This is a genomic window from Bartonella sp. AD328YNZD, assembly GCF_042196425.1.
Map to the genome: position 1 here is coordinate 1 of NZ_JBHIQG010000147.1, position 5853 is coordinate 5853.

3 protein-coding genes and 1 pseudogene are annotated in these 5853 nt (G+C 31.3%); 1 reads left to right on the forward strand and 3 read right to left on the reverse strand.

Annotation, left to right across the window (positions count from 1 at the left end; translation table 11 throughout):
• A pseudogene (locus ACFIO3_RS07550) lies at window positions 1-627 on the forward strand (ribonuclease E/G); the annotation flags it as partial.
• An 89-nt stretch (window positions 628-716) separates the two neighbouring features.
• Here the strand turns inward: ACFIO3_RS07550 and ACFIO3_RS07555 are convergent.
• From ACFIO3_RS07555 to ACFIO3_RS07565, 3 genes are all read right to left on the reverse strand, one after another.
• A complete protein-coding gene (locus tag ACFIO3_RS07555; RefSeq protein ID WP_375610352.1) occupies window positions 717-1328 on the reverse strand; it encodes an invasion associated locus B family protein in 612 nt (203 codons plus the stop codon).
• 1872 nt (window positions 1329-3200) lie between these two features.
• Entirely contained in the window at window positions 3201-3785 is a 585-nt protein-coding gene (locus ACFIO3_RS07560; protein WP_375615190.1) for a hypothetical protein, read from the reverse strand.
• 226 nt (window positions 3786-4011) lie between these two features.
• On the reverse strand, window positions 4012-5853 hold a 1842-nt coding region (locus tag ACFIO3_RS07565), incomplete at its 5' end, for a transcription-repair coupling factor (protein WP_375704271.1).

The following is a 5853-nucleotide window of genomic DNA, read 5'->3' on the forward strand; positions in this document are numbered from 1 at the left end:
CAAGATAATAGTTTTCATCAGATTCGCGTTCCTTATGCAGAACCAGTGGGAGATTTTGCTAAGCAAGCTTTAGCAGAAATTAAAGCAGCGCATCGCAAACGTCGTGTTTCATCTGCTAAATCTTTTGAACTTGAAGAAACAAAAAATAATACACAAGCTCTAGGTATACAACAACAGAGTGAATCTAAAAAAAATGATACAAGTATTAAACCTAAAAAACGTAAAACACGTTCTTCAAAAGTAATAGAAAATCAACTTTCTTTAGAGAATGATCAAAATATTGCAGAACAAAAATCTCTTGAAGAAAAACCTACAACCAGTTCGGTGCGTAAAACTAAAACAAAAAAAGCAGACAAATCTATTCATGAGGTAGAAGATAAAGCTCTTGAAAAGAGTAAAAAATCAACACGTGGAACACGTAAAAAATCATCTTCTAAAGAGACAACGCAAGTACAAAAAATATTAGAGCAAGAAACTGTAATCGAGATGGAGGAAATTATCGAAACCTCTCCTTCCCAAATTGAAGAAACAATTAATCAACCCGTTGTTATTTCATCAACGCCTAATGATTCTTCCAAAACTGAACGTATTGGTTGGTGGAAACGCAGAATTCTTTCGAAAAATTAAGGATTTTAAAAAACCGCCACAGAAAACTGTGGCGGTTCAAATAAACAATTATAGAAAACGTTTTGACCAAATTTTATGGTGTGGTTTTATTACTTTTGTTTTGCTTTTTCTTGCTCAGCACGCATACGCTCTTCAATTTCTTTTTGTTTTGATTGAATAGCTTGCTGCAGCTTTATTTGTTCTTGTTGAAAATCTTTTTCTTCCATACCAGGACCGGTATAGGCTGCTGTAAATCCATTCAGAGAAAATTCAATAGGATTAGCTGAACCACGGAAATTAACTGTGGTTACAACCATTTTTGTACCACTTTTCATAGCTGCTATAAGCTTATCATCTAAAACATCATTGGCAATACAACTTGGTCCATTACAAATCACATAAGGGATTTTTTTAGAGAAATCATCACCAATTTTAATATGAACACCTTCTGGCAAAAAACGACCTGTCGGCACTTGAATGCCTATACGTTTTTCATTTTGCTTCCCTTTTATTTCAACAAGATTAAAAGCCGTTAAAGGTTGTCCCGTATTCGATAATACAGTATTCATTGTATTACAAATATCAACATCATGCTGCTTACTGCAAACTTTGTACCAACCTTGTGATAAAGTTTGCGCATTTGCAGAAATACCAGCTATAAGAAAAAGGGCAGCGGCTCCAACTAATACTGAAACAGCAGAATAAACATTTTTATGCGACATGATTAAGTTAATCCTTTCAACGCGCTTTTAAGTAACTTCAAAAAAATATTCAATATAATTCCAACTTAATTTATTAACTTATAATGAAATAACAATTAATTTTACTATTTTTACTTCAATATAAAAAAAAAAGTCAAATTTAGAGAAAAAATACGACGAGCCATTCTAATTTTATACACTCATATCATTTCCCCTCTTCATCACATTGGTATTTGATGCAATCTATCCATAAAACACCTCTGTGCATTTAAACTAAGATTACACAAACGAATCAATATTGCAATATTAATTAAAATAAACTCTAATACTACTCTAAAAAACTTACTAATTAAACTTTTTACATTTATTACTCTTCGTGTTAAGCTCATAGAACCTTAGAAACAGGTGTTGCAATGCATGAAGCTCCAAAATATCAGATAAATTTTACTGTTTTCCTTATGTGCCTTGTATGATACACAAAAACAAAATCATCTATGATATTATTGAAACATTTGATGAATTAAACCACTGATTGTCTAAAAATTCTGCCCTTGTTTACAAAACAATGGTGATACGCTTTTGTAATAAAAAATTTTATATTCTATAGCGTTTAACTAAACAGTTTAGTTTAAAAATACGCTACTAAAGAAGCGTTTTTTCTTAATTAAACAACACATTTTCTTAGAGAAAAAATCTATGACTGCTGAAAATATTTTATTTATAATAAACTTCCTTAAAATATAATAACATATTAATTTATAATAATAATTTATCTTTTTTCTATATTGTGTGAAAGATCCTAATAGCGCGAATCTCTCTTATTATTGAATCAATAAAATTTCTCCACTTGTACATCATAAGCGGAATTAGTTTTATAGATAAAACTACTAAACAAAAGAATAAAAATACCCCCTATGAATTATCTTACGTGCCCAAAGCCATAATAAATTTATGCTCATATATTAAACACCCATTATTGTACCTCTGTACAAATATCATCTCTCAGCTTTACAACGTGAATAAAAATATAGCTTTTATCAATTTATTTTAAGTTATTTCTCAAATAAAAGAAGCTGCTAAATTGTAAATTCTTTTCATCTTTCAGAACATCAAAGATATAAATCGTTAATGATTTAAGTTTTAAAAAAAATGAATTCAAAATATCATTTTGTTTCTGTATATAACACAACTTAGAGCTATAAATATTTCTCTTATCGTATTAATGAAACAAGATTTATGATATGAGATGTATCGTCATTAAAATAATTAATCAGATAAAAATAAAAAACTACAAACACAAAAAATTATGCATAAAAAGAAAACATAAAAAAGATATATGAGTTTATTATTTAATATATATTAAATCTTATATGATAATAACAATATATAATATCTTATATACATAAAATTACTTTATTATAAATTAATATTAAAAACAAAAAATTAAAATATATTTTACTAACATATTTTAAATATTATTTATTATATAATCTTAATTTATCTGTATTTATATGAGAAAATTTTTAATTGGATATTCTTATGGCATTATTTTTTATGAATTTTCTAAATTATACTGTTAAGAAAAATTAAGTATTTTTCTATTTTGAATATAATTCAACATAAATCAAACAATACTTTTTAATTGAATAATTCTTTAACATGAGAACGCATACGATCTATAATATTCTTTTTCTTGTTTGGCAGCATTATATTATGTACTTCTTTAATCGTTCTACAAAGCTCAGGTGCATTTTTAACAAACCAATTATCTTTTGTAAGACTATTTTTTATATCGTCAAATATTTGTTTTTCATAACTATAAGAGCCATCTGTTAGTAATTCTTTAATATCCCTGACTAAACTAGGACTTATTGAATTATTTGCGCCTTTAGCCTAACTAAAATCTTTATCTTTCCAATCAAAATCTTTGCGCAAAATAGCACCTATATCACTCTGCAATATATCCGCTAACGTGTTGCAAGCAATAATAAACATGAGATAATTTTTCATTATCTCATCATCACCTCCACTTTTCTCATTCATTCCCCATTCATTAAACATTTGAGTTTTTTTTAAATAATCTTTTGTTTTAATCAACTTTTCTTCATACTCCCCTACTTCGTACTCTCTCGCTATATGTATTCTAAAGATAATTTTTTGTTTTTTTTCAGCTAGATCCTGTAATTTCGAACCAAGATTATAATATTCATTCTTCAGAGTTTTCAGTTTTTTGTATAGCTTATTCCGTTCCTGCAAACGCTCATAGTACTCTGCTTTAGAAATATTTTTTTCCCAAATGTTCAAATGAGACATACTTTCTTCAATAAATTGTATGCTCTCTTTAATATTCTTTCTTTTGTTTTTTAAATGTTGGTATTGTTCATCAGAAGATAACTCAGCGTGAGCGTTTTTTACGCCATATATCAAAGTGAGTAATAAAAAAACGATAGTTAGACACTTTTGTAATGAAGAAAGCATGTTATCTTTACCAAATTTTTTCTTTCTAAAAAATTTACAAAAGCTTATTAGCTTATTATATGATAAGTGCTACTTATTGGAGTTAAACAATCTAATCTATTTTCTTAATTATATCAATACGTGTATAATAAAAACCAAATAAATATATAAATGGTTCTTTATTATAAACTTAAATTTTATTCTTATATAAAAATAAGTAATAGTTCTGAAATAATAAAGATATTTTTTAAACAGAATGTTGTTCTGCCATTTCGACAAGCTGTGTCATAATATTCGCTGCTCCAACAAGCCTTTCATCCGCTGTGGACCAATCACGAATAAGAGCGATACTTTGATCTGGACGAATTTTTGCCATCGAACCTTGTTTTCCAACCCACTGAACAAGAGCAACACTATTTGCGAAATAGTTATTACGAAACTGTATAACAATCCCCTTTGGTCCTGTATCTAATTTCTCTACATGCGCTTTTCGACACAATGTTTTGATATAAAAGACTTTAAGAAGGTGTTGAACCTCAATGGGTAAAGGACCAAAGCGATCAATTAACTCCGCTGCAAATTCATCAATTTGTTCTAAATCATCAAGTTCTGTTAAACGACGATAAAGTCCCATACGTAATGATAAGTCAGGCACGAAACTTTCTGGTATCATCACTGTTGTACCAAGAGAAATTTGAGGAGACCATTGCTTATCTTCATTTAGCTCTCCATCTTTTAATTCAGCAATAGCTTCTTCAAGCATTTTTTGATAGAGTTCAAATCCAACTTCTTTGATATGCCCCGATTGCTCTTCACCTAAAAAATTGCCTGAACCGCGGATATCCATGTCATGGCTTGCTAATTGAAAACCAGCCCCTAAGGTGTCAAGAGATTGTAAAACTTTAAGACGGCGATCGGCAGCAGCTGTTAAGACTTTACCAGCAGGAAATGTAAAGAGAGCATAAGCACGTTGTTTTGAACGCCCTACCCTACCACGTAACTGATAAAGGGCAGAAAGGCCAAACATCTCAGCACGATGCACAATTAGAGTATTGGCTGTTGGAATATCAAGCCCCGATTCAATAATGGTTGTTGAGAGTAGCACATCATATTGCCCATCATAAAATGCATTCATGATATCATCAAGTTGTCCAGCCGGCATTTGTCCATGAGCCACAACGAATTTCAGTTCTGGCACATGTGTTTTGAGATATTCTTCTACAAAAGCCAGATCAGAAATACGAGGACAAACATAGAAACTTTGTCCACCACGATAATATTCTCGAAGCAGGGTCTCTCGTATAACAAGTGCATCAAATGGTGAAATAAAAGTACGAACCGCCATTCTATCAATGGGGGGGGTTGTTATCAATGAAAGTTCACGTACACCCGATAAAGCTAACCCTAAAGTGCGTGGTATGGGAGTTGCTGAAAGTGTGAGAACATGAATATCACTTTTAAGCTCTTTTAAACGCTCTTTGTGTTTGACACCAAAATGCTGTTCCTCATCAATGATAAGAAGGCCTAACCGTAAAAAATTAACTGCACCACTTAATAATGCATGGGTTCCAATGACAATATCGATTGTACCATCTGAAACACCTTTTTTTACTCGTGCAAGTTCTTTCGCTTTTACAAGCCTCGAAGCATGTCCAATTTTAACTGGTAATCCTTGAAAACGCGAAATAAATGTTTTGTAATGTTGACGTGAAAGCAAAGTTGTTGGTACAACAACCGCAACCTGATATCCATTTAATGCTGCAACAAAAGCACTTCGAATGGCTACTTCAGTTTTTCCAAAACCAACATCACCGCATATCAAGCGATCCATCGGCTTGCCTGAGGCTAGATCATCCAGAACAGCATCAATTGCATTCATTTGATCTTCCGTTTCTTCATAGGGAAAGCAAGCAACAAACTCATCAAATGGTCCAATTGGTGGAAGTAAAGCAGGCGCAGCACGAGTCATACGCTCTGCAGCTATACGGATTAATTGCCCTGCCATTTCCAATAAATGTTTTTTAAGCCGCGCTTTACGTGCTTGCCAAGCAACACCCCCTAATTTATCTAAAGTTACCTCTGTTCCTTC

Coding starts and splice junctions, on each gene's coding strand:
- ACFIO3_RS07560 (WP_375615190.1), bottom strand. CDS start 3,785: ATGCTTTCTTCATTACAAAAGTGTCTAACTATCGTTTTTTTATTACTC.
- ACFIO3_RS07555 (WP_375610352.1), bottom strand. CDS start 1,328: ATGTCGCATAAAAATGTTTATTCTGCTGTTTCAGTATTAGTTGGAGCC.